Origin of the sequence: Burkholderia sp. Tr-20390 (genome assembly GCF_017104595.1) — a bacterium.
Classification (GTDB): domain Bacteria; phylum Pseudomonadota; class Gammaproteobacteria; order Burkholderiales; family Burkholderiaceae; genus Burkholderia.
Genome location: NZ_JAAGPC010000025.1, coordinates 1 through 26,489 on the forward strand (window position 1 = coordinate 1; position 26,489 = coordinate 26,489).

The 26,489-nt window shown below is 66.7% G+C and carries 19 protein-coding genes; 18 read left to right on the top strand and 1 reads right to left on the bottom strand.

Annotated features, from left to right (window positions below; genetic code table 11):
• The 4 genes from G3N98_RS09880 to G3N98_RS09890 form a co-directional block, all read left to right on the top strand.
• A partial coding sequence (locus G3N98_RS09880; protein ID WP_241025838.1) for a hemagglutinin repeat-containing protein occupies window positions 1–4,178 on the top strand: 4,178 nt, incomplete at its 5' end.
• Window positions 4,160–5,203, top strand: coding sequence for a hypothetical protein (locus G3N98_RS09885; RefSeq protein WP_206148058.1), 1,044 nt, complete (start codon window positions 4,160–4,162; stop codon window positions 5,201–5,203). The genes G3N98_RS09880 and G3N98_RS09885, both read left to right, overlap by 19 nt.
• 33 nt (window positions 5,204–5,236) lie before the next feature.
• Window positions 5,237–5,440, top strand: coding sequence for a hypothetical protein (locus G3N98_RS39755; RefSeq protein ID WP_241025840.1), 204 nt, complete (start codon window positions 5,237–5,239; stop codon window positions 5,438–5,440).
• A gap of 56 nt (window positions 5,441–5,496) precedes the next feature.
• Window positions 5,497–7,233, top strand: a complete 1,737-nt coding sequence (locus tag G3N98_RS09890) for a ShlB/FhaC/HecB family hemolysin secretion/activation protein (RefSeq protein ID WP_206148059.1) — start codon at window positions 5,497–5,499, stop codon at window positions 7,231–7,233.
• A gap of 201 nt (window positions 7,234–7,434) precedes the next feature.
• On the opposite strand, the gene G3N98_RS09895 is transcribed toward G3N98_RS09890, so the two are convergent.
• Complete coding sequence (locus G3N98_RS09895) at window positions 7,435–8,385, bottom strand: LysR substrate-binding domain-containing protein (protein WP_206148060.1); 951 nt, start codon at window positions 8,383–8,385, stop codon at window positions 7,435–7,437.
• Window positions 8,386–8,499: 114 nt separating this feature from the next.
• Between G3N98_RS09895 and G3N98_RS09900 the strand changes: the two genes are divergently transcribed.
• The 14 genes from G3N98_RS09900 to G3N98_RS09965 all read left to right on the top strand — a co-directional run bounded on the left by G3N98_RS09900 (window position 8,500) and on the right by G3N98_RS09965 (window position 26,479).
• Window positions 8,500–10,251: an IlvD/Edd family dehydratase gene (locus G3N98_RS09900; RefSeq protein WP_069252773.1), complete on the top strand. Its 1,752-nt coding sequence runs from the start codon at window positions 8,500–8,502 to the stop codon at window positions 10,249–10,251.
• A 103-nt stretch (window positions 10,252–10,354) separates the two neighbouring features.
• Window positions 10,355–11,284 (top strand): dihydrodipicolinate synthase family protein, encoded by a 930-nt coding sequence (locus tag G3N98_RS09905; protein ID WP_206148061.1) that lies wholly within the window; start codon window positions 10,355–10,357, stop codon window positions 11,282–11,284.
• Between the two features lie 36 nt (window positions 11,285–11,320).
• Window positions 11,321–12,250, top strand: a complete 930-nt coding sequence (locus tag G3N98_RS09910; protein ID WP_206148062.1) for a Gfo/Idh/MocA family oxidoreductase — start codon at window positions 11,321–11,323, stop codon at window positions 12,248–12,250.
• A gap of 74 nt (window positions 12,251–12,324) precedes the next feature.
• Window positions 12,325–13,338, top strand: coding sequence for an arabinose ABC transporter substrate-binding protein (locus G3N98_RS09915; RefSeq protein WP_175239574.1), 1,014 nt, complete (start codon window positions 12,325–12,327; stop codon window positions 13,336–13,338).
• A gap of 20 nt (window positions 13,339–13,358) precedes the next feature.
• Entirely contained in the window at window positions 13,359–14,903 is a 1,545-nt protein-coding gene (gene araG / locus G3N98_RS09920; protein WP_206148063.1) for an L-arabinose ABC transporter ATP-binding protein AraG, read from the top strand.
• Between the two features lie 32 nt (window positions 14,904–14,935).
• Window positions 14,936–15,955, top strand: coding sequence for an L-arabinose ABC transporter permease AraH (gene araH / locus G3N98_RS09925; protein WP_089475916.1), 1,020 nt, complete (start codon window positions 14,936–14,938; stop codon window positions 15,953–15,955).
• A gap of 52 nt (window positions 15,956–16,007) precedes the next feature.
• On the top strand, window positions 16,008–16,910 hold the full coding sequence (locus tag G3N98_RS09930) for an SMP-30/gluconolactonase/LRE family protein (RefSeq protein WP_206148064.1): 903 nt from the start codon (window positions 16,008–16,010) through the stop codon (window positions 16,908–16,910).
• A gap of 172 nt (window positions 16,911–17,082) precedes the next feature.
• Window positions 17,083–17,586, top strand: a complete 504-nt coding sequence (locus tag G3N98_RS09935; RefSeq protein WP_206148065.1) for a MarR family winged helix-turn-helix transcriptional regulator — start codon at window positions 17,083–17,085, stop codon at window positions 17,584–17,586.
• Between the two features lie 235 nt (window positions 17,587–17,821).
• Entirely contained in the window at window positions 17,822–18,652 is an 831-nt protein-coding gene (locus G3N98_RS09940; protein ID WP_206148066.1) for a p-hydroxycinnamoyl CoA hydratase/lyase, read from the top strand.
• Window positions 18,653–18,735: 83 nt separating this feature from the next.
• Window positions 18,736–20,184 (top strand): aldehyde dehydrogenase, encoded by a 1,449-nt coding sequence (locus tag G3N98_RS09945; RefSeq protein ID WP_206148067.1) that lies wholly within the window; start codon window positions 18,736–18,738, stop codon window positions 20,182–20,184.
• 11 nt (window positions 20,185–20,195) lie between these two features.
• On the top strand, window positions 20,196–22,094 hold the full coding sequence (locus tag G3N98_RS09950; RefSeq protein WP_206148068.1) for a feruloyl-CoA synthase: 1,899 nt from the start codon (window positions 20,196–20,198) through the stop codon (window positions 22,092–22,094).
• 211 nt (window positions 22,095–22,305) lie between these two features.
• Window positions 22,306–23,511: a 3-(3-hydroxy-phenyl)propionate transporter MhpT gene (mhpT, locus tag G3N98_RS09955; RefSeq protein ID WP_206148069.1), complete on the top strand. Its 1,206-nt coding sequence runs from the start codon at window positions 22,306–22,308 to the stop codon at window positions 23,509–23,511.
• Window positions 23,512–23,572: 61 nt separating this feature from the next.
• The gene (locus G3N98_RS09960; RefSeq protein ID WP_089475907.1) at window positions 23,573–24,721 is read left to right on the top strand and encodes a porin; all 1,149 of its coding nucleotides are present in this window, start codon (window positions 23,573–23,575) and stop codon (window positions 24,719–24,721) included.
• A 33-nt stretch (window positions 24,722–24,754) separates the two neighbouring features.
• Window positions 24,755–26,479 carry a tannase/feruloyl esterase family alpha/beta hydrolase gene (locus tag G3N98_RS09965; protein WP_206148070.1) on the top strand — a complete coding sequence of 575 codons (1,725 nt, stop codon included), beginning with the start codon at window positions 24,755–24,757 and terminating at the stop codon, window positions 26,477–26,479.
• Window positions 26,480–26,489: the final 10 nt, after the last annotated feature.

Here is a 26,489-nt window from a genome sequence, read left to right on the forward strand (position 1 = left end):
CGTCGGCGAACGTGAAGGCCGGCAGCCTGCAGCTCGATGCCGGGAAAGACCTCATTCTCGATACGGGGACGAAGACGAACACGCGGGTGAGCCGCGACGGCGCGACGAGCGTGGTGACCACGCTCGGACCGACCGCGAAACTCGACGTGGCGGGCGATGCGTCGATCACGACGGGCGGCAACTTCCAGCAGAACGCGGGCAACCTGTCGGTCGGTGGCAATCTCGGCATGAATGTCGGCGGTAACTGGGATCTCGGCGCGGTGCAGACCGGCGAGCACAAGATCGTGCAGCGGGCGAACGGCGTGTCGAATACCGACATCAACAAGGTCACTGGCAGCTCGGTGACAGTCGGTGGGCAATCGAATGTCGTTGTTGGGGGCGACCTGACGGCGAAGGGTGCACAGATCGACCTTGGTCAGGGCGGCACGCTGGCTGCCAAGGGCAACGTGACACTCGGCGCGGCGAGCGCGACGTCGACCGTGAACAGCAACAGTTCGGGCAGCGACAGTCACGGCAGCTATGCGGAAACGCTGCACACGGCGGATCAGGCGCTGACCGGGACGGTACTCAAAGGCGGCGACACGGTCAATATCGTGTCGGGCAAGGACATAACGCTCTCCGGCAGCGCGATCAGTCTCGACAAGGGCAACGCAAACCTGCTGGCGGCCGGTGATGTGAACGTCGGCGCGGAAACTGAAACGCACGAGTTGAACTCGCACGAAACGCATAGCCACAGCAATGTGGTGAGCGGGGCGAAGGTCGCAAGCGGAATCGACCAGACAGCGACTTATAGCCAGGGCAGCACGATTTCGGCGGATGGCGTGACGGTCACGAGCGGCCGGGACATCAACGTGACGGGCAGCAATATCGTCGGTACAAACGATGTGTCGCTGTCGGCTGCGAGGGACGTGAATATCAAGACCTCGCAGGACACGGTCCAATCGTCGACCTATTTCGACAAGAAGGAAACCGGCCTCATGTCGAACGGTGGTCTGTCGGTATCGGTCGGCTCTCGTTCGAACTCCGACAAGCAGCAGTCTTCATCGGTCACGAACAATGGAAGTGCGATCGGTGCGCTGAACGGCAATCTCACGGTGAGTGCGGGTAACGATCTACACGCGACCGGCAGCATCCTGCATGCGGGCAACGACGTGAATCTTGCCGGCAAGACCGTGAAGATCGACGCCGCGACGGATACATCCAGCTTCGCGGAGCAGCAGCAGTTCCGTCAGGCCGGCGTGACGGTGGGCGTGACGAATCCGGTCGTGGCGGCAGTGCAGACTGGTCGGCAGATGTCGAACGCTGCGCAAAGCGTGGGTGGCGATCCGCGCTTGATTGCGCTGGCAGCGGCCACGACGGGCCTTGCGGCGAAGAATACCTATGACTCGCTGAAGCAAATGGGCGGGGACCCGGTGAACGCTGCGAAAAGCGTCGGGATCAACGTGTCGGTCGGCGCGAGCAAGAGCGACAGTCAAATGCAGGCACAGTCGAGCACGGCAGTGGGAAGTACCGTGTCAGCGGGTCGCAACGTAACGATCGCCGCTGCTGGCGCCGGCAAGGACAGCAATATCGACGTGATCGGCAGCACGATTTCTGCGGGCAACAACGCGAAGTTGGCCGCCGAAGGCAATGTGAACCTGCAGGCCGCGGAAAGCACCAGTAGTCAGCACAGTACGAACAGCGGGGCGAGTGCCTCGGTGGGCGTGTCGTTCACCGTCGGCGCGAAGACCGGTGTCGCGCTCACGGCGGGCGTTGCCGGGAATCGCGGTAACGCGGACGGCGATTCGTCGACATGGACGAATACTCATGTGGCGGCTGGCAACCAGCTCACGATCCAGTCAGGCGGTGATACGAATTTGAAGGGCGCAGTCGCGTCGGGCAAGCAGGTGGTCGCCGATGTTGGCGGAAACCTGAACATCGAGAGTCTGCAAGACAAGGATCATTTTGATTCGAAGCAACAAAACGCCGGGGTGTCGGTAAGCGTTTGTCCGCCGCCCTGTGTGTCGAGCGTGGCGGGCAGCGTTGGCCAGACGAAGATGAACAGCGACTACGCCAGCGTGATCGAGCAATCGGGGATCAAGGCGGGCGATGGCGGCTTCCAGGTCGACGTGAAGGGCAACACCGATCTCAAGGGCGGTGTGATCGCGAGCAGTGACAAGGCGGTGCAGGACAACCTGAACACACTGACAACCGGCACCCTCACCCATAGCGATATCGAGAACCATGCTTCGTACGATGCCTCCTCGATCGGACTCTCGGGCGGCTATGGCGGCGCCATCGGCAAGGACCAGAAAGGCACGGCGGATAACGTGAATCCGGTACCGGGGACCAGTGTGCCGAACAAGGGTGGGATATCGGTTGCGCCGCCGGTGGTGCTGGGCGCATCGGGTGATGCAAGCTCGGCGACCAAGAGCGGTGTGAGCGGTGGGGCGCTCACTATTACCGATGGCGCGAAGCAACAGCAGCTGACGGGTGAGACTGCCGCCGAGGCGGTTGCGAATGTCAATCGGGACACGTCGAACACGAGCGGCGCGCTTGCACCGATCTTCGACAAGGACAAGATTCAGGCCGGTTTCGACATCACGAGCCAGTTCATCAATCAGGCTGGGACCTTCGTTGACAATCGGTTGAAGGAAGCAGATGCGGCCCAAGCTGCCGCGAAGAATCCGAACCTGACGCCCGAGCAACGATTGCAGGCGCAGCAGCAGGCCGACAAGTTGACGGCTGAGTGGGGGCCGGGTGGTACGTATCGGCAGGTGTTGTCGGCATTGACCGCAGCTGCGGGCGGCAACGTTACCGGAGGCGCCGGTCAGTTCGCGCAGGCGGGGATGGTGAACTACCTGCAGCAACAAGGCGCATCTTACATCGGCAAACTGGTCGAGAACGGCACCGTGACGGAAGGTAGTCCGCTGCATGCGGCCCTGCACGCGATTATTGGGTGTGCGGGTGCTGCGGCCAGTAGCCAGAGCTGCGGCGCTGGCGCGATGGGCGCGGCGGCATCCAGCCTGCTGACGAATCTGTTTGCACGGCCGACGCCGGACATGACCGAGCAGGAGAAGGAGGCGAAGCAGAATCTGATTTCTTCCATCGTGGCCGGTGTGGCGGCGGAATCCGGCGTGGGTGGTGCTTCGGGGGCGGCTACGGCAACGACCAGTGCGACGGCGGCTGCGCAGAACAATTGGCTCGCGACCGAACAGCGCGTTCAGATGAATAAGGATCTGGTTGCCTGTAACGGCAACCTCGGATGTCAGTTGCAGACCAACGCGAAGTGGTTTGCGGTCAGCGGGAAGCAAGATTTTCTTACGGCTGGGGGCGTGTGGAAGGGCTTGAACGAGGCTGCGGTCATTGACGCCGCAGGGCTCGTGCGTTTCGCGGCGGATCCCGTCGCTGGACTGAAGGGCCTCCAGGCGCTGGTGGAAGATCCCCAGCTTCGCGCAGCGCTCGGCGATCAGATCGTCACCTCTTTGAAGACACGGATCGCCGGCATGGACAATGCGCTGACGGTCGGCGGCGACGCGAATGCCGAGCAACTCGGGCGCGATTTAGGCAATCTTCTGTGGCAGGCCACCAGCGTCGTCACGGCGGCCAAAGGCGCGGTCGAAGCGAGTGCGGCCCTTGGTCGGGTAGGACTGGATGTGACCGCCGGAGCGCTTGAGACACTCGCGCGTCGGGCACCGCCGCTCGTGACCGGCGCTGCCGCTGACATGGCAGGCACCTACCGCTTTACGGCAGATCAGTTGCCGACGCTTTCCAGTATTGCTCGCAACAATGGTCAACTCGGCGAGCAGTTGTCGGCCCAATTGCTGAAGGAGGCAACCGGGCAGAATTTTGTACCAATTCAGAACGCGTCCGGGCACGGCATCGATCTGGTCTTTATCGATCAGCAGACCAAGACGATTTACCATGTCGAAGTGAAAACCAACTACAGTGATCTGATCGGCAAAACGCCCGCTGATGATCTGACGGGTCGTTTTGACAAGTGGGTTGGACAGGCATCGAATGGAACCCTGAATGGGCAGAAGCTTCCGGATGGTATGCGAAACCTAGCGAGTGAAATTGATGAAGCCACGCGAAGCGGTTACACCGTCAGCCACAACGTTATGAACGTACAAATTCCCCGGCCAGGTGCGACGGGCTCTGTAACGGCAGGACTTCGTCCTTGGCCGCCGACACCGTGAGGATTGAACTTATGAGGCGACTTGGCATTTTTCCTCGCTGGGAAACAGAGCCAGAATTGCTGGCTCAAGTCGATAATATTTGGAACGCTTGGATAGATGGAAAATGGCTTTCGGATCGCAGAAATCTGGAGGAGTACGCACGAGGAGAAAATCCTTATCCAGATACTCTAGGTCTAGGCGAATCCCGTCAGCTCTTTACGAGGGTTCGTGCTTCGATTATGGGGTGCTCTCAGTACGAGAGTGCACGCGCATTGCGCGCTATGTTCGGTTTTGATGGTCAATCAAATTGGGCGGCGTTATTGGCAAAATGCTGGGTATATGAATATTGGGCTACGCGGATTGAGCATTACAGTCTGGTCGATTCCACCCGTACTGATATTAGAGTATCGCTGAATCAAGCAGTCGAGACGCTGTCGACTTGCCTATGCGCTGGCTGGATTGACCAGGCACGGTTGGTAGCCGAGGAAATCAGGATGCTTTACGAGAGGCAACGGTTCTTTGATGCGGAACATTATCCGCTCTATCACTGGCTGCTACGGATCTGCTTCGATCACTGGAATCTCCCGTTTGACGCATGGGGGCGCTCCCATGAGGAAAAACCTGATTCTTTGAGCGAGTCGGTGCTAAATGAACTGTTTGACCACTGGCGCGACGGTGATCTCTCGCCGATGCAAGAGCAGATCCTCTGGCTGTGTGACTACTACACGCATCGAACAAGACGCAAAGATTGGTATGAATTCAGCAACAGCCATCTTCTCACACGTTTTCCGGCGGTGATGCTGGCGTGGCAGCGCCTTCGCGAGATTCGAGGACTTGAGAATCCCGTTATCGATCATCCGCTGATGCAGCCGGCCTACGCGCGGCTCCGACCCGCAGTACCGTTCTATACAGATACAGTCTTGGAGGGTGCGCTGGAACGACTCCGTCGTGAGGAAATGCCAGATCTAGGAGCCGCGCGTCAGCCGTCTCCGGCAGTCAATACGCAGAAGCGTGGCCTGATCGCCCGTTTGTTTGGGCGGACCTGAATTTCAATAGAAGGTACGGAAATGAATCAAGTAATGACGTCGTTTGCAAGTTGGGGACCAGTAGCTCTAATGATGTTGCCCATTTTTTATGGGCTGTTTCTTTATCCCTATGTTCGGATTTTACGCCGAGTCGGACATTCCGGGTGGTGGGTGCTTGCGTTGTTAATTCCTGGTGTGAATCTTGCCGCAATTTGGATTTTTGCGTTTGCGGGATGGCCGGCAGTTGATCGAAAGTGACGCATCGATAGCGCGCGATTCAGCCGTAGTCCACAATCACATACCTAGAAAAATGCATGAGAACTATTCGCCGGGGGAACTCTGCAGCAGCACTGCTGCTGATAGCGGCAAGTGTGTCGGCGCAGGAAGCGCCGCGCCTGGCTGCTCAGGGAAACGATCAGCAAAGCCGACAGCAGGAAGAAGCGCGCGAGCGCGAGCGTGCTGTCTCCGCGCCTGGGGTGCGTTCGGGCGTGACGGCGAGTGCCGGGTATCCGACGCTGGCGCCGGAGTCGCCGTGCTTTCGCATCGGCCGTTTCTCGCTCGATGTGCCCGACGCGCTGCCCGCATCAGTGAAAGCGCAAGGCGCGTCGGCCTTGCCGATGGATCGCTTCGCATTCGCGCGCGAATGGCTTGACCACTACACCGGCCAGTGCGTCGGCAAACAAGGCCTCGACGTGCTCGTCAAGGGCCTGTCGCAAGCGATCCTGGCACGCGGGTACGTCACAACACGCGTACTGTTGCCCGAACAGGATCTGTCGACCGGCACCCTGAAATTTTCGCTGATCCCCGGCGTGATCCGCCACGTGCGCTTCGTCGACGAGAAACTGCGCGGCACGTGGAAAACCGCCTTCCCGACCCGCGATGGCGAACTGCTGAACCTGCGCGACCTCGAACAAGGCCTCGAACAGATGAAGCGCGTGACAAGTCAGGACGTGTCGATGCAGATCGTCCCTGCCGACGTGCCGGGCGAGAGCGACGTCGTGCTCGACGTAAAGCGCGGCAAGCCGTGGACCGTGGTCGCGTCGATCGACAACTCGGGCACGCGCGCAACCGGCCGGCTACAGGGCAACCTGTCGCTGGGCATCGACAATCCGCTGGGCCTGAACGACATCTTCAACATCGGCGTGAGCCAGGATCTGGAATTCGGCGACAAGCGTCTCGGCTCGCACGGCTGGAACGGCTTTTACTCGATCCCGTGGGGATACTGGACCGCGACGCTCTCGGCATACACCAATACGTATTACCAACAGATCGCCGGCGTGAACCAGACGTTCATCGCGAGCGGTAATTCAAAGACGGTCGATTTCAAGCTGAACCGCGTGTTGTCGCGCAGCCAGAACGACGTCTTTGGCGCACAGTTCCGGCTCTCGCGCCGCTTCGGCCAGAGCTTTATCGAAGACACGGAGATTCCGCAGCAGCGCCGCAACAACACGTTCGTCGAATTTGGCCTGACTGATCGCCACTATTTCGGCAACGCGCAGTTCGACGGGACGCTTGCGTACCGGCAGGGCATCGGCGCATTCGGCGCACAGGACGACATCCTGGCAGGCGACGGTGGCCCGACCTACCGCTACAAGATGGCCGTGCTCGACGCGAACCTGTCGGTGCCGTTCGTCATCGCGCAGCAGCCGTTCCGCTACGTGACGACGTTCCATGGCCAGTACACGGGCAATACGCTGTACTACATCGACGACCTGACGATCGGCAGCCGTTACACGGTGCGCGGCTTCGACGGGGAAACCATGCTGGCCGCGTCGCGTGGCTTCTATTGGCGTAACGAGCTGCAGGCGCCGATCGGCCAAACCGGGCAGGCGGTATATGCGGGCATCGACTACGGCCGCGTGTGGGGCCCGCAGCCGGTCACACTCGTCGGCACGCAACTGGCCGGCGCCGTGATCGGCGTAAAGGGCAGCGTCGCGACCCGATTGGGCGCCTACGGTTACGACCTGTTTGCCGGTACGCCGATCTACAAGCCATCCGGATTCCCGACGGCACGGGTAACCGTCGGTTTCCAGGTCACTGCACAGTTCTGATGAAAGGGGAGCGCGCCGATACTCGGCACGCTGTCGTCGGAAACGACGCCGACGAGGACCGGGAACTGACGGCCTTGCTGGGCACGCAAATCGCCGGTCTATCGTCCGGGCGCCACGAGCCACGTTTCCGCCGCGACGTCAGTGTTGCCATCGACGCAAGGGCGAGGCTTTACCTGGGCAGTCCGTAATCCGGCCGCGGCCTCACAACCCGATTCCATACACCTCCCCCGCCGCCGCGCGAATCGCATCGGCCATCATCGCGACGGCCGGCGAATGCAGCCGGTCGGTGCGCGTGATGATCCCGAAATCGTCCATCCGGCAATCCATCTCCAGCGGCACCACGGTGACGATCCCGTGCCGCGCGTAGTAACGCGCGACGTCCTCGGCCAGCACCGCGATCATGTCGCTCTGTTCGAGCAGCTGCGTGATGAACAGCAGCGCGGACGTCTCGACGAGATTCGCCGGCGGCGCGAGGCTCGCGCGCTGGAACACGAGATCGAAGCGGTGGCGCAGCACGCTGCCGGCCGGCGGCACGACCCACGCGGCGCGCTGCACGTCCGCAAGCGACAGCGGCGCTTGCGCGAGCAGCGGATGGCCGGGCCGCACGACCGCGGCGACCGACTCGCCGGTCAGCGGCTCGTAGCGCAGCCGCAGCTTGTCGTGTTCGGCGGAGAGCCGGCCGATCACGATGTCGATTTTTTCCTGTGCGAGATGTTCGAGCAGCACGTTGCTGGTGTCGATCTCGACCGACACGTGCAGGCCGGCATGCGTGCTCTTCACCGCGGCGACGGCCGGCGGCACGAGCCGCAGGCCCGGTGACGTGATCGCCCCCACCGCCACGTGCCCGAGATGGCCGGCCTTCAGCGCGGCCAGTTCCTCGTGCGCCTGGTCGAGGCTGCCGAGCGCCGCGCGCGCATGGCGGATCAGCGCGTCGCCGTACAGCGTCGGCCGCATCCCGCGCGGCAGGCGCTCGAACAGCACCGCGCCGATCGATTCCTCGAGTTCGCGCAGCAGCTTCGACGCGGCCGGCTGCGTCATGTTCAGCGCGGCCGCCGCGCGGTGAATGCTGCCTTCGTCGGCGAGCGCGACGACCAGCAGAAGCTGGCGCGTCTTCAGGCGGCCACGGTTTCCCCACGGGCTGGCTTCGGGCATCGTACGGGTTTATATCGATATCGGAATCGATATCGTAATCGCCAAAAACGTCATTAGCCAGTTATCAAAATTCTGCCTAGACTGCGCCGGTATCCCGTCACCACAGGACTGACGATGTCGGCAACGAAACCCAGGCTGCGCTCCACCCAATGGTTCGGCACGAACGACAAGAACGGCTTCATGTACCGGAGCTGGATGAAGAATCAGGGCATCCCCGATCACGAGTTCGACGGCCGGCCGATCATCGGCATCTGCAATACGTGGTCCGAACTGACGCCGTGCAATGCGCACTTCCGCAAGCTCGCCGAGCACGTGAAGCGCGGGATCTCCGAGGCGGGCGGCTTCCCGGTCGAGTTCCCGGTGTTCTCGAACGGCGAATCGAACCTGCGCCCGTCGGCGATGCTCACGCGCAACCTCGCGTCGATGGACGTCGAGGAGGCGATCCGCGGCAACCCGATCGACGCGGTCGTGCTGCTCGCCGGCTGTGACAAGACGACGCCCGCGCTGCTGATGGGCGCGGCGAGCTGCGACGTGCCGGCGATCGTCGTGTCGGGCGGGCCGATGCTGAACGGCAAGCTCGAAGGCAAGAACATCGGCTCCGGCACCGCCGTGTGGCAACTGCACGAAGCGCTGAAGGCCGGCGAGATCGACGTCCATCACTTCCTGTCGGCCGAAGCCGGGATGTCGCGTTCGGCCGGCACCTGCAACACGATGGGCACCGCGTCGACGATGGCGTGCATGGCCGAGGCGCTCGGCGTCGCGCTGCCGCACAACGCGGCGATTCCGGCCGTCGATTCGCGCCGCTACGTGCTCGCGCACATGTCCGGCATCCGCATCGTCGAGATGGCGCTCGAAGGGCTCGTGCTGTCGAAGATCCTCACGCGCGCGGCGTTCGAGAACGCGATCCGCGCGAACGCGGCGATCGGCGGCTCGACCAACGCGGTGATCCACCTGAAGGCGATCGCGGGCCGCATCGGCGTGCCGCTCGAACTGGAAGACTGGATGCGCATCGGCCGCGACACGCCGACGATCGTCGACCTGATGCCGTCGGGACGCTTCCTGATGGAAGAGTTCTATTACGCGGGCGGGCTGCCGGCGGTGCTGCGCCGGCTCGGCGAAGGCGGGCTGCTGCCGAACCCGGATGCGCTGACGGTGAACGGCAAGTCGCTGTGGGACAACGTGCGCGAAGCGCCGAACTACGACGACGAAGTGATTCGCCCGCTCGACCGGCCGCTGATCGCGGACGGCGGCATCCGCATCCTGCGCGGCAATCTCGCGCCGCGCGGCGCGGTGCTGAAGCCGTCGGCGGCGAGCCCCGAGCTGCTCAAGCATCGCGGCCGCGCGGTCGTGTTCGAGAACCTCGACCACTACAAGGCGACGATCAACGACGAGGCGCTCGACATCGACGCAAGCTCGGTGATGGTGCTGAAGAACTGCGGGCCGCGCGGTTATCCGGGGATGGCCGAGGTCGGCAACATGGGGTTGCCGCCGAAGCTGCTGCGTCAGGGCGTGAAGGACATGGTGCGGATTTCCGACGCGCGGATGAGCGGCACCGCGTACGGTACGGTCGTGCTGCACGTCGCGCCGGAAGCCGCCGCCGGCGGCCCGCTCGCGGCCGTGCGCAACGGCGACTGGATCGAGCTCGACTGCGAGGCCGGCACGCTGCATCTCGACATTACGGATGACGAACTGCAGCGCCGCCTGTCGGACGTCGATCCGACCGCGGCGCCGGGCGTGGCCGGCCAGCTCGGCAAGGGCGGCTACGCGCGGCTGTACATCGATCACGTGCTGCAGGCCGACGAGGGGTGCGACCTCGACTTCCTGGTCGGCACGCGCGGCGCGGAAGTGCCGAGCCATTCGCATTGAGCGGCTGCGCGGCAGCCGGTTGCGGGCGTTCCCGGCCCGCGCAACGTGAAACCGTAAACGCATGACGGCCGGTCGTCACCGAGGCCGAAGCAGGACGCGAACCATGACATCGAGCAGCACGCCGCGCTACCGCGGCATCTTCCCCGTCGTTCCGACGACGTTTGCCGACACCGGTGAACTCGACCTCGCGAGCCAGAAGCGCGCGGTCGATTTCATGATCGACGCGGGCTCGGACGGGCTGTGCATCCTCGCGAACTTCTCCGAGCAGTTCGCGATTACCGACGACGAGCGCGACGTGCTCACGCGCACGATCCTCGAGCACGTCGCGGGCCGCGTGCCGGTGATCGTCACGACGTCGCATTACAGCACGCAGGTGTGCGCGGCGCGCAGCCTGCGCGCGCAGCAGCTCGGCGCGGCGATGGTGATGGCGATGCCGCCGTACCACGGCGCGACGTTCCGCGTGCCGGAAGCGCAGATCTTCGAGTTCTATGCGCGCGTATCCGATGCGATCGCGATTCCGATCATGGTCCAGGACGCGCCCGCGAGCGGCACCGCGCTGTCGGCCCCGTTCCTCGCGCGGATGGCACGCGAGATCGAGCAGGTCGCGTACTTCAAGATCGAGACGCCGGGCGCCGCGAACAAGCTGCGCGAGCTGATCCGGCTCGGCGGCGATGCAATCGAGGGGCCGTGGGACGGCGAGGAGGCGATCACGCTGCTCGCCGACCTGCACGCGGGCGCGACCGGCGCGATGACGGGCGGCGGGTTTCCGGACGGCATCCGGCCGATCCTCGAAGCGTGGCGCGAAGGGCGCCATGACGACGCCTACGCGCGCTACCAGGCCTGGCTGCCGCTGATCAACCACGAGAACCGCCAGTCCGGGATCCTCACCGCGAAGGCGCTGATGTGCGCAGGCGGCGTGATCGCGTGCGAGCGGCCGCGGCACCCGATGCCGGAACTGCATCCGGACACGCGCGCGGAACTGCTCGCGATCGCGCGCCGGCTCGACCCGCTCGTGCTGCGCTGGGCGCACTGAACGGTCACCGAACGATTCGCGAAGGAGGCATGCACGATGAGTGATCAGGTTTCGCTGGGGGTCGTCGGCATCGGCAAGATTGCGCGCGACCAGCATCTGCCGGCGATCGACGCCGAACCGGGTTTCAAGCTGACCGCGTGCGCGAGCCGTCACGCGGAAGTCGCCGGCGTGCGCAACTATCGCGACCTGCGCGCGCTGCTGGCCGCCGAGTGCGAGCTCGACGCCGTGTCGCTGTGCGCGCCGCCGCAGGTGCGCTACGCGCAGGCGCGCGCCGCGCTCGAAGCCGGCAAGCACGTGATGCTCGAGAAGCCGCCGGGCGCGACGCTCGGCGAAGTGGCCGTGCTGGAAGCGCTCGCGCGCGAGCGCGGCCTCACGCTGTTCGCGACCTGGCATTCGCGCTGCGCGAGTGCGGTGGAGCCCGCTCGCGCGTGGCTCGCGACGCGCGCGATCCGCGCGGTGCAGGTGCGCTGGAAGGAGGATGTGCGGCGCTGGCATCCGGGGCAGCAGTGGATCTGGGAGCCGGGCGGCCTCGGCGTGTTCGACCCGGGCATCAACGCGCTGTCGATCGTCACGCGCATCCTGCCGCGCGAGCTCGTGCTGCGCGAGGCGACGCTCATCGTGCCGAGCGACGTGCAGACGCCGATCGCCGCCGAGCTCGATTGCGCGGATACCGACGGCGTGCCGGTGCGTGCGGAATTCGACTGGCGGCACGGCCCGGTCGAGCAATGGGAGATCGCGGTCGACACGGCCGACGGCGTGCTCGCGATCAGCCGCGGCGGCGCGCAGCTGTCGATCGCGGGCGAGCCGGTCGAGCTCGGGCCCGAACGCGAGTATCCGGCGCTGTATGCGCACTTCCATGCGCTGATCGCGCGTGGCGAAAGCGACGTCGACGTGCGGCCGCTGCGGCTCGTCGCCGATGCGTTCCTGTTCGGCCGGCGCGTACAGACCGACGCGTTCGGCCGCTGATCACGCGGGCGCGCCGCGGCGCGATCGCACACGACGAATCATTACGGCATGAGCCGATACAAAGGAGACACCGCATGAACCGCACGACTCACACGATCCGCCGCCATACCCTGCGCGCGCTGCTCGCCGCACTGTGCATTGCACCGCTCGGCATGCAGGGCGCCGCGCGCGCCGACGCACCGCTGAAGATCGGCTTCCTGGTGAAGATGCCCGAGCAGGCGTGGTTCATCAACGAGCAGAACGCGGCGTCCGCACTCGGCCAGAAGGAGAATTTCTCGGTCGTGAAGATCGGCACGCCCGACGGCGAGAAGGTGCTCGCCGCGATCGACAACCTCGGGTCGCAGGGCGCGCAGGGCTTCGTGATCTGCGCGCCGGACGTGCGCCTCGGCCCGGCGATCGCCGCGCGCGCGAAGCGCTACAACATGAAGTTCGTGACCGTCGACGACCAGCTCGTCGATTCGACCGGCAAGCCGCTGCCGAACGTGCCGCACCTCGGGATGTCGGCGACCAAGATCGGCAACCAGGTCGGCCAGGCCATTGCCGACGAGATGAAGCGGCGCGGCTGGAAGCCCGAGGAAGTCGGCGCGCTGCGGATCACGAACTACGAGCTGCCGACCGCGAAGCTGCGCACCGACGGCGCGACGCAGGCTCTGCTCGCGAGCGGGTTCCGCAAGGAGAACATCTTCGACGCGCCGCAGAAGACGACCGACGACGAAGGCGGCTTCAGCGCGGCCGCGCCGGTGCTCGCCCGCCATCCGAACGTGAAGAAGTGGGTGGTCTACGCGCTGAACGAGGAAACCGTGCTCGGCGCGGTGCGCGCGACCGAGCAGCTGCACATCCCGGCGGCCGACGTGATCGGCGTGGGCATCAACGGCGCGGGCGAGGCGTTCGCCGAATTCCAGAAGAAGGAGCCGACCGGCTTCTACGGGACGATCGCCGTCAGCTCGACGAACCACGGCAAGGACAGCACGCAGAACCTCGTCGAATGGATTCGCGACGGCAAGACGCCGCCGGCCGACACGCAGACGAGCGGCAAGCTGATGACGCGTGCGAACTGGCAGGCCGTGCGCGCCGAGCTCGGCATCTGAGCGCACGAGGCGAGAACGCGATGACGACGCAGACGATGACGGCCGTATCCGGCAACGATGTCGCCGAGACGCCGCCGGGCGGCCCGCTGCTCGCGCTCGACGGCATCACGGTGACGTTCCCGGGCGTGCGCGCGCTCGACGCCGTGTCGCTGTCGGTGCGCGCGGGCGAAGTGCACGGGCTGATGGGCGAGAACGGCGCGGGGAAGTCGACGCTGCTGAAGGTGCTGTCCGGCGTGAACCAGCCGCAGGCCGGCACGCTGACGCTGAACGGCACCGAGCAGCGCTTCACGTCGACGCGCGCGGCGCTGGAGGCCGGCATCGCGATCATCTACCAGGAGCTGCATCTGGTGCCCGAGCTGACGGTCGCCGAAAACCTGATGCTCGGGCAACTGCCGAGCCGGCTCGGCGTGGTCGACGAGCGCACGCTCGCCGCGCGCGCGCTCGATGCGCTGGAGCGGCTCGGCGAGCACATCGATCCGGGCATTCCGGTGAAGTACCTGTCGATCGGCCAGCGCCAGATGATCGAGATCGGCAAGGCGCTGATGCGCGACGCGCGCGTGATCGCGTTCGACGAGCCGACGAGTTCGCTGTCCGCGCGCGAAACCACGCAACTGTTCCGGATCATCCGCGCGCTGCGCGCGGAAGGGCGCGCGATCATCTACGTCACGCACCGGATGGAGGAAGTGTACGAACTGTGCGACCGCGTGACGGTGTTCCGCGACGGCCGCCGCATCGACACGTTCGATTCCGTGACCGATCTCGACCGCGACCGGTTGATCGGCTGCATGGTCGGCCGCTCGATCGAGGACGTGTACGGCTACCGGCCGCGCCTGGCCGGCGACGTGCTGATCGAGGCGAAGGGGCTGGCGGGGCCCGGATTGTCCGAGCCGGTGTCGTTCACCGCGCGGCGCGGCGAGATCGTCGGTTTCTTCGGGCTCGTCGGCGCGGGCCGCTCGGAGCTGATGAAGCTGCTGTACGGTGCCGCGCGCCCGAGCGCGGGGCACGTCGAGCTGAACGGGACGCGGGTCGCGTTCGGGAGCCCGCGCGACGCGGTGCGCGCCGGTCTCGCGCTGTGCCCGGAAGACCGCAAGCAGGAGGGCATCGTCGCGATCGCGTCGGTGGCCGACAACCTGAACATCAGCGCGCGCCGGCATTTCAGCCCGGCGCGGGTGCTGCTCGACGGGCGGCGCGAACGCGAACTCGCGCAACGCTACATCGAGCGGCTCGCGATCAAGACCCGTGACGGCGACACGCCGATCGGCGCGCTGTCCGGCGGCAACCAGCAGAAGGTCGTGCTCGCGCGCTGGCTGGCCGAGCGCATCGACGTGTTCCTGATGGACGAGCCGACGCGCGGCATCGACGTCGGCGCGCGCGCGGAAATCTACAACCTGTTCTACGAACTCGCGGAAGCGGGCCGCACGGTGATCCTCGTGTCGAGCGACCTGGCCGAGGTGATCGGCGTGTCGGACCGGATCATCGTGATGAAGCAAGGACGGATCGCGGGCGAGGTCGCGAAGGCGCAGGCGACGCCCGACGCGCTGATCAAGCTCGCGCTGCCGCGCTAGCGCCCCGCAACGATCAACCGGATGCAAACGACATGAGCCAGGCAATGCAACCCCAACGCACTTCCCCGTCCCCCGATGCCGCCGTCGCACCCGCGCGAGCGCGCGGCGGCGTGTGGCAGCTGATCAACCGCTCCGGCATCGTGATGGTGTTTCTCGTGCTGTTCGCGACGCTGTCGCTGACCGTGCCGGACTTCCTCACGCCGCGCAACATCCAGGGCCTGCTGCTGTCGGTCACGCTGATCGGCTCGATCGCGGTGACGATGATGTTCGTACTCGCGCTCGGCGAGGTCGACCTGTCGGTCGCGTCGATCGTCGCGTTCTCGGGCGTCGTCGCGTCGACGCTGATCACCGCGACGCACAGCGTCGTGCTCGGCATCGCGGGCGGCGTGCTCGCGGGCGGCGCGGTCGGGCTCGTCAACGGCGTGCTGATCGCGCGCTGGCGGATCAACTCGCTGATCGTCACGCTCGCGATGATGGAAGTCGTGCGCGGTCTCGCGTTCATCACATCGAACGGCGACGCGGTGATGATCTCCGAGGAACGCTTCTTCGATCTCGGCGGCGGCTCGTTCCTCGGCATCTCGTATCCGATCTGGAGCAACATCGTCGGCTTCGTCGTGTTCGGCTTCCTGCTGCGCAAGACGGTGTTCGGCAAGAATGTGCTCGCAGTGGGCGGCAACGGCGAGGCCGCGCTGCTCGCGGGGCTGCCGGTGATGCGCATCAAGATCACCGTGTTCGTGCTGCAGGGGCTCGTGACGGGTTTTGCCGGCGTGATGCTCGCGTCGCGGATGAGCCTCGGCGACCCGAAGACGTCGGTCGGGCTCGAGCTCGGCGTGATTTCCGCGTGCGTGCTGGGCGGCGTGTCGCTGACGGGCGGCGTCGCGACGATCTCCGGTGTGCTGGTCGGCGTGCTGATCATGGGCTCCGTCCAGGATGCGATGAGCCTGCTGAACGTGCCGACGTTTTACCAATATCTGATACGTGGCGGAATTCTGTTGCTCGCGGTGCTGTTCGACCAGTATCGTCGCAACCAGCGGCGCGCGATGAAGATCTGACCCCTGGCGAACGCGCGGCCGCCTGCATAAGCGACGAATATCGGGAGACGGCATGCAACAGATTCATCCGGCCGCGTCGGCGACGCTGCTGGCCGACAGCCGCAACACGCTCGGCGAAGGCGCGACGTGGTGCGACAGTACGCACGCGCTGTATTGGGTGGATATCGAAGGTGCGCAACTGTGGCGCTGCCGTGCGGATGGCTCCGACCTCACGCCGTGGGCGATGCCCGAGCGGCTCGCGTGCTTCGCGCTCACGCGCGACCCGGACGTGCTGCTCGTCGGGCTCGCTACGCATCTCGCGTTCTTCAATCTGCGCAGCGGCGCGTTCACGCGGATCGTCGACGTCGAGCCCGAGCTGGCGACGCGGCTGAACGACGGGCGCTGCGATCCGTTCGGCGCGTTCGTGTTCGGGATGAAGGACGAAGGCAGCGAGCCGCCGCGCGCGGTGGGCGGGTTCTATCGGCTCAATGCGGACCTCACGCTGGAGCGGCTCGCGTTGCCGCCGGCGGCGATCGCGAACAGCATCGGGTTCTCGCCGGATGGCACGAAGATGTACTTTTGCGATTCGCTCGTGCGCGAGATCTTCGTCTGCGATTACCGTGCGGGCGGCGATGTCGCGAACGTGCGGCCGTTCGCGCGGCTGACCGATGCCGACGGCGATCCGGACGGCTCGATCGTCGATCGCGACGGCGGCCTGTGGAATGCTCAGTGGGGCGGCAGGCGCGTGGTGCGCTACGGGCCGGACGGTGTCGAAACGGATCGCGTGGCTGTACCGACCGCGCAGCCGAGTTGCGCGGCGCTCGACGGTGAGGGTCGCCTCTACGTGACGAGCGCGCGCATCGGGTTGAGCGACGATGCGCTGGCCGACGACCCGCATGCGGGCGGTGTGTTCGTCGCGCAGACGCGGCACGCGGGGTTGCCGACGGCGCGGTTTGCGGGAACGCCGCGCGGCTGATTGCGTACGGGATGCCGTTCATGGGGTGCCGCTGACACAGCGGGTTTCGCGGCCAGGCCGGCGGTCCGCCATGCGCGCGTGAGTGCGCAGCGGCTGTCCGGCATGTCTGGAACGCCCCGTTCGCCTCCCGACGTGCTGGTAAGATGGCCCGCAATTCCATCCCGCCCGCACCATGAGTTCCGCACCGACCAAACCCGCGAATCCGAAGAACGCCACGAAGCCCGCCGCCCGCGCGACGGGCGACAAGCCGAAGGCGCGCGTGCAGCAGCGCCTGACCTACGTGATCGGCGGTCTCGACCGGCTGTTGCGCCGCCACATGACCGACGCGCTCGCGCCGCTTGGCATCACGCTCGCGCAATACACGGCGCTGTCGGTGCTCGAGGCGCGCGGCGCATCGTCGAACGCGCAACTGGCCGAGCGCTCGTGGATCACGCCGCAATCGGCGAATGAAGTGATGAGCGTGATGGCCGCCCGAGGTTTCGTCACGCGTGAAGCCGACCCGTCGCATGGCCGCATCATCCTGCTGACGCTGACCGACGAAGGCGCGGCGATGCTGCGCGAATGCGAAGCCGTGCTGCGCCCGCTCGAGACGCGCATGCTCGGCGACGTCTCCGCGGACACAGCCGCGGACGTGCAGCGCGCGCTCGAACTGTTCTCGCGCAACCTGCGCGGCTGACCGCTTCCCCGATTTTCACGACACGGGCCCGCCGGGCCCGCGCTCGCTTCGTCCGCGCCATCGACGGCCGCCCGACCGCTCCCTGATTTCTCCGCCGCTTTCTCCGCTTTCCGCTCCGGGTTTACACCGGCGCGCGTGCCGCTTGCAATATCAGGTAGCCTGATATTAAATGAAGCCGTCCGCAGCAGGAATGCTGCGCACCGAATCGCACTGGAAACGAACGACAGGAACCGACATGAGCAAGTACGACAACCGCTGGCAGACCGTTGAAGTGAAGGTGGAGGCCGGCATTGCGTGGGTGACGTTGAATCGCCCCGAGAAGCGCAACGCAATGAGCCCGACGCTGAACCGGGAGATGCTGGAAGTCCTCGACGCGGTCGAGTTCGACGACGAGGCGAAGGTGCTGGTGCTGACCGGCGCGGGCGCTGCATGGACGGCCGGCATGGACCTGAAGGAGTACTTCCGCGAGATCGACGGCGGCTCCGACGCACTGCAGGAAAAAGTGCGCCGCGACGCATCGGAATGGCAATGGCGTCGCCTGCGGATGTACAACAAGCCGACGATCGCGATGGTGAACGGCTGGTGCTTCGGCGGCGGTTTCTCGCCGCTCGTCGCGTGCGACCTCGCGATCGCGGCCGACGAAGCCGTGTTCGGGCTGTCGGAGATCAACTGGGGCATCCCGCCGGGCAACCTCGTCAGCAAGGCGATGGCCGACACGGTCGGGCACCGCCGCGCGCTGCACTACATCATGACCGGCGACACGTTCACCGGCGTGGAAGCTGCCGACATGGGCCTCGTGAACAGCAGCGTGCCGCTGACCGAACTGCGTGAAGCGACGATCGCGCTCGCGGCCCGCTTGATGGACAAGAACCCGGTCGTGCTGCGCGCGGCGAAGCACGGCTTCAAGCGCGCGCGCGAACTCACGTGGGAGCAGTGCGAGGATTACTTGTACGCGAAGCTCGACCAGGCGCAGCTGCGCGATCCGGAACATGGCCGCGAGCAAGGGTTGAAGCAGTTCCTCGACGACAAGACGATCAAGCCCGGCCTGCAGGCTTACAAGCGCTGATACAAGCGCTGATACAAGCGCGGACGCAGCCGCCGGCTTCCCCGCCGGCGTAATCGCAAGAGACAGGCAAGGCAGGAGACGACATGACCGACAGACGGATGCTGATCGGCGGCGAGTGGTGCAACGCTCGCGACGGCCGCACTTTCGACCGATTCAACCCCGCGACGGGCGCGCTGGCGTCACGCGCGCCGGCGGCCGGCGTGGCCGACGCCGACGCGGCGATCGACGCCGCGCACCGCGCGTTTCCCGCCTGGTCGGCGCTCGCGCCGACCGAGCGCCGCCGGCTGCTGCTGCAGGCGGCCGACCTGATGGACGCGCGCATCGACGCGTTCATCGCGACGGGCGTGGCCGAAACCGGCGCGACGCCCGGCTGGATCGGCTTCAACGTGACGCTCGCGGCGAACATGCTGCGCGAGGCCGCGTCGATGACGACGCAGATCGCCGGCGACGTAATCCCGTCCGACGTGCCCGGCAATCTCGCGCTGGCGATGCGCGTGCCGTGCGGCGTCGTGCTCGGCATCGCGCCGTGGAACGCGCCGGTGATCCTCGGCACGCGTGCGCTGGCGATGCCGCTCGCGTGCGGCAACACGGTCGTGCTGAAGGCATCCGAAGCGTGCCCCGGCGTGCATGCGCTGATCGGCGCGGTGCTGGACGAAGCGGGGCTCGGTGCGGGCGTGGTCAACGTGATCACGCACGCGGCGGCCGACGCACCCGAGCTCGTCGAGCGGCTGATCGCGCATCCGCACGTGAAACGCATCAACTTCACCGGGTCGACGCATGTCGGGCGCATCATCGCGCGCCACGCGGCGGCGCACCTGAAACCGGTGCTGCTCGAACTCGGCGGCAAGGCACCCGTGCTGGTGCTGGACGATGCCGATCTCGACGCGGCCGTCGACGCGATCGCGTTCGGCGCGTTCTTCAACCAGGGGCAGATCTGCATGTCGACCGAGCGCGTGATCGCCGCGCTGCCGATTGCCGATGCACTCGTCGAACGCCTCGCCGCGAAGGCGCGCACGCTGGTCGCGGGCGACCCGCTGGCCGGCCATCCGCTCGGCACGATGGTCGATGCGGCGGCGGCCGCGCGTGCGGCGTCGCTCGTCGAGGATGCGCGGGCGCATGGCGCGCAGCTGCCGCTCGGCTGTCGCGTCGAAGGTGCGACGATGCAGCCGGCGATCGTCGATGGCGTGACGCGCGACATGCGTCTGTATCGCGAGGAATCGTTCGCGCCGGTCGTCGCGATCCTGCGCGCGGACAGCGACGACGAAGCGGTCGCGCTCGCGAACGACAGCGAGTTCGGGCTGTCGTCGAGCGTGTTCAGCCGCGATGTCGCGCGCGCGATGGCGGTCGCGCGACGGATCGAATCGGGGATCTGCCACATCAACGGGCCGACCGTGCACGACGAGGCGCAGATGCCGTTCGGCGGCACGAAGGCGAGCGGCTACGGCCGCTTCGGCAGCCGTGCGTCGATCGCCGAATTCACCGAGCTGCGCTGGATCACCGTGCAGACCACGCCGCGTCATTACCCGATATGAGCGAGGCGACGATGAATGTAGCGAAGCCTCCGGGCGAGGCCGCACAAGATACCGGCGGCGTGCGCTATCGCGCCGCGGCCGTCGCCGTCGGCGCGGCCGAGATTCGTCGTGCGGAAAACGGCGCGTGGTACCTGCGTTCGCGCGAACCGCTCGGCGACTACCCGACGCGCCTGACCGACTGCCTCGTGAACGGCGCGCAAGCGCATCCCGATCGCGTGCTGGCCGCGAAGCGCGGCGACGACGGCCGCTGGATCGAGATCACTTACGCGCAGATGCTCGAACGCGCCCGTGCGCTGGGACAGGGCCTCGTCGATCTCGGGCTGTCGGCCGAGCGACCGCTTGCGGTGCTGTCGGGCAACGACCTCGAGCATCTGCAGCTGATGTTCGCGGCGATGCTGGCCGGCGTGCCGTATTCGCCGATCTCGCCCGCGTATTCGCTGGTATCGACCGACTACGGCAAGCTGCGTCACACGCTCGGCGTGCTGCGGCCGGGCGCGGTGTTCGTCGCCGAACGCGCGCCGTTCGCGCGTGCGCTCGACGCCGTGTTGCCGGCCGATGCGGCGCTGATCGTCGCACGCGATGCCGATGCCGATGTCGACGCCGACCGAAAGGGCCGCGCGGTGCCGCTCTCGCACTTGCTAGCCACGGTCCCGCGGACGATCGACGCGATCCACGCGGCGGTCGGCCCCGATCATCTCGCGAAGATCCTGTTCACGTCCGGCTCGACGAAGCAGCCGAAGGCCGTGCCGACCACGCACCGGATGCTGTGCAGCAACCAGCAGATGCTGCGCCAGACGATGCCCGAACTGACGCGCGAACCGCCGGTGCTGGTCGACTGGCTGCCGTGGAATCACACGTTCGGCGGCAGTCACAACCTCGGCATCGCGCTGTACAACGGCGGCTCGCTATATATCGACGACGGCCGCCCGATGCCGGGCCGCTTCGACGAAACCGTGCGCAACCTGCGCGAGATCGCGCCGACGATCTACTTCAACGTGCCGAAAGGCTGGGAAGAACTGACGGCCGCGCTCGAACGCGATGCCGGGTTGCGCGACACGTTCTTCTCGCGCGTGAAGCTGTATTTCTTCGGCGGCGCGGGCCTGTCGCAGGCCGCGTGGGACCGGCTCGACCGCGTGACCCACGCGCATTGCGGCGAGCGGATCCGGATCATGGCCGGCCTCGGGATGACGGAGGCGTCGCCGTCGTGCCTGTTCACGACGGGGCCGCTGATGCGCGCCGGCTATATCGGGCTGCCCGCGCCCGGCTGCGACGCGAAGCTCGTGCCTTGCGGCGGCAAGCTCGAACTGCGTTTCAAGGGGCCGAACGTGATGCGCGGCTACTGGCACGCGGACGTCGATCCGCGCGACGTGTTCGACGACGAAGGCTATTACCGCAGCGGTGATGCGGGCGTGTTCGCCGATCCGGCGCGGCCGGAGCTCGGGCTGCTGTTCGACGGGCGGCTGACCGAGGATTTCAAGCTGAGCAGCGGCACCTTCGTCAGCGTCGGGCCGTTGCGCGCGAACGCGGTGTCGACCGGCGCGCCGTATGTGCAGGACGTGGTCGTCACCGGGATCAATCGCGACGACATCGGGCTGCTGGTGTTTCCGCGTGTCGACGCGTGCCGCGCGTTGGCGGGGCTCGCCGCCGATGCCTCGGTGACCGACGTGCTGCGCGCGCCGGCCGTGCGCGCGGTGTTCGAGCAATGGCTCGTCGAGCTGAACCGGCAGGCGAGCGGCGGTTCGACGTTCGTCGCGCGCATCCGGCTGATCGACACGCCGCCGTCGCTCGACCTCGGCGAAGTGACCGACAAGGGTTCGTTGAACCAGGCGGCCGTGCAGAAGCATCGCGCGGCGACGATCGACGCGCTGTACGACCCGGCGCGGCGCGATCCCGACGTGATTTACGCGTAAGCAGTAAGCGCGAGCAGTAAGCATCAACAAGCACGCACAACGACCTGCCGGCCACGATACCGGCAGGCATGCTTGCGGCCAGTGAATCAGGCTGCCTGATAAAGGCGGCCGTTCGGACGACACCTTGCGCGCTGCTTCGCCACTGGCCGGCGACGGCGCGCGGCGGCCGTCAGCGGGCCGACCGACTACAAGACATGGGACTGGAGACAGGATGAACACTTACGTTGCCGAAAAACCCACGGTCGCGACCACGCTCGCGCTGTGTTTCGCGATCGCACTTCTCGAAGGGCTCGACCTGCAGTCGGTCGGCGTCGCCGCGCCGCGCATGGCGCGCGAATTCGGGCTGTCCGTATCGCAGATGGGTATCGCGTTCAGCGCGGGCACCTTCGGGCTGTTGCCGGGCGCGATGCTCGGCGGGCGGCTCGCCGACCGGATCGGCCGCAAGCGCGTGCTGATCGCATCGGTCGTGCTGTTCGGGCTGCTGTCGATCGCGACCGCGCAGGTATCGACGTTCGCGATGCTCGTCGTCGTGCGCGTGCTGACCGGCATCGGCCTCGGCGGCGCGATGCCGAACCTGATCGCGCTGTCGTCCGAAGCGGTCGAGCCGCGCTCGCGCAGCAGCGCGGTCGCGACGATGTACTGCGGGATCCCGTTCGGCGGCGTGATCGCGTCGGTGATCGGCGTGCTGCTCGCGGGCGACACCGAATGGCGACACATCTTCTACGTCGGCGGCGTGGGGCCGCTACTGCTCGTGCCGCTGCTGGCGTGGTTCCTGCCGGAGTCGCGCGCGTATCTCGACGTCGCCGGCACGCCGGCCGCGCGGTCCAGCGTCGCACGCACGCTGTTCGGCGACGGCCGCACCACGTCGACGGTCGCGCTGTGGGTCAGCTACTTCTGCACGCTGATCGTCCTGTACTTCCTGCTGAACTGGCTGCCGTCGTTGATGGCCTCGCGCGGGCTCGATCGCGCACACGTCGGCCTCGTGCAGATCGCGTTCAACGTCGGCGCGGGGCTCGGTGCGCTCGGCATCGGTGCGGCACTCGACCGGATGCGCGCGTCGCGCGTGGTCGGCGGCATGTACGTGGGGATCGTGCTGTCGCTCGCCGCGCTCGCGGCGGCGCCCGGTTTCGCGTCGCTCGCGGCCGCTGCGTTCGCCGCCGGGATGTTCGTGGTCGGCGGGCAGTCGGTGCTGTACGCGCTCGCGGCGATCTACTACCCGACCGCGATGCGCGGCACGGGTGTCGGCGCGGCGGTGGCAGTCGGCCGGCTCGGTTCCGTCGTCGGGCCGCTCGCGGCCGCGACGCTGCTGGCCGCCGGCCGCAGCGCGCCGGTCGTGATCGGCGCGAGCATCCCCGTCACGCTCGTCGCGGCCTTCGCTGCATTCGTGCTGATTCGCCGCCCGCAAGCCGGCGACTGATGGTTCGTTTTTTCAATGCGCGCCGTCAGAGCGCGCTTACTCAAGGTCTGGAGACGCAACGATGAAGACGAAGACAAGGAACGGCCTGCTGGCCGCCGGCGCGTGCTGCGCATTTGCCGCGCCGGTCGCGCATGCGCAGTCGAGCGTGACGCTGTACGGGATCATCGATACGGGCGTCGAATTCGTGTCGCACGCGAACGCGGCAGGCGACCACGTCGTGCGGATGCCGGGCGTGACGGGCGAGCTGCCGTCGCGCTGGGGGCTGCGCGGCACCGAGGATCTCGGCGGCGGCTATCAGGCGGTGTTCACGCTCGAAAGCGGCTTCAACGTGCGCGGCGGCGATCTCGGGCAGGGCGGCCGGTTGTTCGGGCGGCAGGCATTCGTCGGGCTGAAGAGCGGCTTCGGCACGCTCGCATTCGGCCGGCAGTACACGATGACCTATCTCGCGCTGCAGGGCGCGGACATCATCGGCCCCGACATCTACGGGCTCGGCTCGTTCGACGCGTACGTGCCGAATGGCCGCGCCGACAACGCGGTGACCTACGTCGGCGCGTATCGCGGCGTGACGTTCGGCGCTGCGTATTCGTTCGGCCGCGACGGCGCGGGCACCGGCAACTCGCCGGGGCAGGGCACGTGCGCGGGGCAAGTGCCGGGCGACGCGGTGCAGTGCCGCAACTGGTCGGTGATGCTCAAGTACGACAGCGCGTACTTCGGTGCGGCGGCGTCGTACGAGGAACAGCGCGGCGGCACCGGCGCGGCCGCGAACTTCTTCGACGGCGTGGCGCCCGTTCCCTTCACCAGCAGCGGCGGCAAGGACGCGCGCACGCACGTGAGCGCGTATGCGCAGGCGGCCGGCGCGAAGATCGGCGCGGGCTGGATCGGGCGGCGCGTGTCGACCGGTTCGCCGGCCGCGGCCGGCGCGCATTCGGACCTGTTCTTCGTCGGCGCGTCGTATGCGGTGAAGCCGGATTTCGTCGTCGACGGCGAAGGCTACCGGATCGTCAACAGCGCGCACGACACGCGCGCGACGATGGCCACGCTGCGCGCGACCTATCTGCTGACCAAGCGCACGGCGGTCTATGCGCAATCGTCGTATCTGTGGAACAGCGCGCATGCGCGCTACTCGGTCAGCGGCGGCGGGCCCGGCACGACGCCCGGCGCGGGGATGGGGCAGCTCGGCGCGATGGTCGGCGTGCGGCACATGTTCTGATTCACCGGCGTGACGAACCGAACGGGAGTTATCTTGAACAGGAAATCTGCATTCCTCTGTATTGCGCCGCTGTCCGCCGCCGCGATGCTCGCCGGTTGCGGCGGCGACGATTCGATCAGCGCCGCGCCGACGCACCTGAGCGCCGCGACACCGGCCGCGATGGCGCAGACCTGCGACGCGCTCGCCGCGAAGCTCGCGTATGCGAACACGTCGTTCACGTCGGTGACGACCGCGGCCGCCGGCGCGCTCACGGTGGCGGGCAAACCGATCGCCGAGCACTGCGTGATCGCAGGGAAGATGAACGAGCGCGTGAGCACGGTCGACGGCAAGACCTATGCGATCGGCTTCGAAATGCGCTTGCCGAAGGCGTGGAATGGCCGCTTCTTCTACCAGGCGAACGGCGGCCTCGACGGCAACGTCGTGACCGCGACCGGCGAGATCGGCGGCGGCGGGCCGCTGACCGACGCGCTGAACCAGGGCTTCGCGGTGATCAGCTCGGATTCCGGGCACAGCGCCGCGCAGAATCCGCTGTTCGGCCTCGATCCGCAGGCGCGCATCGACTACGGCTACGGCGCGGTCGACGCGCTCACGCCGATGGCGAAGCAGGTGATCCGGCTCGCATACGGCAAGGCGCCCGATCGCAGCTATTTTGGCGGCTGCTCGAACGGCGGCCGACATGCGATGGTCACGGCGGTGCGCAACCCGGCGGACTACGACGGCATCATCGCGGGCGATCCGGGCTTTCATCTGCCGAAGGCGGCGATCGGCGAGATGTACGGCGCGCAGCAGTTCGCGAAGATCGCATCGGCGACTGGGTCGAACGGGCTGCCGGATATCCGCAGCGGCTTCAATGACGCGGAGCGGCAGTTCGTCGGCGCGAAGATCCTCGAGAAATGCGATGCGCTCGACGGTGCGGCCGACGGGATGGTGCAGGACGTCGCCGCGTGCCAGGCGCATTTCAGCGTCGATGCGGACATCCCGACCTGCGCGAACGGCACGCGCACGGGTGCGTGCCTGACGACCGCGCAGAAGACCGCGCTCGGGAACGTGTTCACGGGCGCACGCAACAGCGCGGGCACGGCGCTCTACGCGGGCTTTCCGTACGATCCGGGCATCGCCGGCGGTGGCTGGGCAGCATGGAAGCAGTCGAATTCGATCACGCTCGACCCGGCCGCGATGGCGTTCACGTTCATGTCGCCGCCAAAAACCGCCGCGGCGCTCGCGAACCTGCCCGGTTTCGCGCTCGGCTTCGACATGGACAACGACGCGCCGGCGATCTTCGCGACCAGCGGCGTGTACACGCAATCCGCGTGGACGTTCATGACGCCGCCCGACGAGACCAACCTGTCCGCGCTGAAGACGCGTGGTGCGAAGTTGCTCGTCTATCACGGCACTGGCGACCCGGTGTTCTCGTTCGACGATACGCGCGACTGGTACTCGCGGGTTGCGCAGGCGAACGGCGGCGATGCGTCGGATTTCGCGCGCTTCTATCCGGTGCCGGGGATGAACCATTGCTCGGGCGGCCCGGCGGCCGACCAGTTCGACCTGCTGACGCCGCTCGTGGCCTGGGTCGAGCAGGGGCAGGCGCCCGGTGCGGTGGTGGCCACTGCGCGCGATGCGACGAACGTGGCGCCGAATGCGGATGTGCCCGCGTCATGGGGTGCGGGACGTACGCGGCCGCTGTGCCCGTATCCGCAGGTGGCGCGCTACAACGGATCGGGCGACGTGAATTCGGCGGCGAGCTTCAGTTGTCGCTGACGTAGCCGTC

What these genes read in the sequence shown, in the direction of transcription:
- G3N98_RS39755 (WP_241025840.1), top strand. Translation starts at nt 5,237, where the DNA reads ATGACGTCGTTTGCAAGTTGGGGACCAGTAGCTCTAATGATGTTGCCC.
- G3N98_RS09890 (WP_206148059.1), top strand. Translation starts at nt 5,497, where the DNA reads ATGAGAACTATTCGCCGGGGGAACTCTGCAGCAGCACTGCTGCTGATA.
- G3N98_RS09895 (WP_206148060.1), bottom strand. Translation starts at nt 8,385, where the DNA reads ATGCCCGAAGCCAGCCCGTGGGGAAACCGTGGCCGCCTGAAGACGCGC.
- G3N98_RS09900 (WP_069252773.1), top strand. Translation starts at nt 8,500, where the DNA reads ATGTCGGCAACGAAACCCAGGCTGCGCTCCACCCAATGGTTCGGCACG.
- G3N98_RS09905 (WP_206148061.1), top strand. Translation starts at nt 10,355, where the DNA reads ATGACATCGAGCAGCACGCCGCGCTACCGCGGCATCTTCCCCGTCGTT.
- G3N98_RS09910 (WP_206148062.1), top strand. Translation starts at nt 11,321, where the DNA reads ATGAGTGATCAGGTTTCGCTGGGGGTCGTCGGCATCGGCAAGATTGCG.
- G3N98_RS09915 (WP_175239574.1), top strand. Translation starts at nt 12,325, where the DNA reads ATGAACCGCACGACTCACACGATCCGCCGCCATACCCTGCGCGCGCTG.
- araG (WP_206148063.1), top strand. Translation starts at nt 13,359, where the DNA reads ATGACGACGCAGACGATGACGGCCGTATCCGGCAACGATGTCGCCGAG.
- araH (WP_089475916.1), top strand. Translation starts at nt 14,936, where the DNA reads ATGAGCCAGGCAATGCAACCCCAACGCACTTCCCCGTCCCCCGATGCC.
- G3N98_RS09930 (WP_206148064.1), top strand. Translation starts at nt 16,008, where the DNA reads ATGCAACAGATTCATCCGGCCGCGTCGGCGACGCTGCTGGCCGACAGC.
- G3N98_RS09935 (WP_206148065.1), top strand. Translation starts at nt 17,083, where the DNA reads ATGAGTTCCGCACCGACCAAACCCGCGAATCCGAAGAACGCCACGAAG.
- G3N98_RS09940 (WP_206148066.1), top strand. Translation starts at nt 17,822, where the DNA reads ATGAGCAAGTACGACAACCGCTGGCAGACCGTTGAAGTGAAGGTGGAG.
- G3N98_RS09945 (WP_206148067.1), top strand. Translation starts at nt 18,736, where the DNA reads ATGACCGACAGACGGATGCTGATCGGCGGCGAGTGGTGCAACGCTCGC.
- G3N98_RS09950 (WP_206148068.1), top strand. Translation starts at nt 20,196, where the DNA reads ATGAATGTAGCGAAGCCTCCGGGCGAGGCCGCACAAGATACCGGCGGC.
- mhpT (WP_206148069.1), top strand. Translation starts at nt 22,306, where the DNA reads ATGAACACTTACGTTGCCGAAAAACCCACGGTCGCGACCACGCTCGCG.
- G3N98_RS09960 (WP_089475907.1), top strand. Translation starts at nt 23,573, where the DNA reads ATGAAGACGAAGACAAGGAACGGCCTGCTGGCCGCCGGCGCGTGCTGC.